The sequence below is a fragment of the Oleiphilus sp. HI0043 genome, from assembly GCF_001634935.1.
Map to the genome: position 1 here is coordinate 1 of NZ_LWEY01001717.1, position 892 is coordinate 892.

An 892-nucleotide genomic window follows, 5' to 3' on the forward strand; every position below is an offset into this window, starting at 1 on the left:
AGGGTAAAGCATTGGTACGACCGCTACATCAGACGCTTGCCCCACATAGAAAGCGGGTCTATCGATTTCGTAAATCACACCAAGGTGACCATCATTATTCAAGTCGGTACAAAATACGCGCTCATCAACTTGTGGCAAGGATACTGAATCCAGGTTTTTAATCGCCGCTTCCATAATCGCAAGGTTAGCTAAATAAGTATCTCGTGAATAAGCACTGGTATCGTTAGTACAACTCTCGGCAGCCGCTCTGAATTCTTCAGGTAAGCGCACCATTACGTCATCTGTAGAGCCATTTGTTGGCCAAAAGGTGCTAGGTTGAGGTTTGTAATTAAATGCGACCCAGTAGCTGCCGTCTTTGGCAATGCCTTCGTCGTCAAAAGCATCTGCGCCTTGCTGTAAATTTACAAGTTTTGGGATAGGGCCTTCCCAATCCGAACTTGCTTCTAATTGCTCAATTAAAGGCGTGTAGTTATCCGTATTAATGTAATCAATAACCTCTTGATCTGAGATCTGACCAACCTTTTCAGTCTTATCTTCAAACAAGTTCTTCCAATGATTGGTCACCCCAACATCAGAGAAAGCATATTCTGCCTGTAATACGCCATCGGCCATATAGTTTGTGCTGGAGCCAAAAGGATGTGTCTGGTGACAAGCCATACATGGATTGTGCTTTGCTTCATGTTTGGTATAACACTGAGGAGGGACAATCGCTTCTTTGTTATAGGTAATGCCATCTTCCGTCGCACGAAGCTGACCTGATGTTCCCTCATTAATCTCTGTCGGGAAATTAAGACTCGCTAATAGCTCTGTTTCAGCATCAGGGTCATTTTGTGTGTTGTTCTTGCTCGTATTCGAATCACTGCTACAAGCACTCATCAGAACAAGTAAGGCC

The 892-nt window shown here is 44.1% G+C and carries 1 pseudogene; it reads right to left on the reverse strand.

Going from position 1 to position 892, the window contains the following annotated elements:
* A pseudogene (locus A3729_RS33505) lies at positions 1 to 892 on the reverse strand (hypothetical protein); the annotation flags it as partial.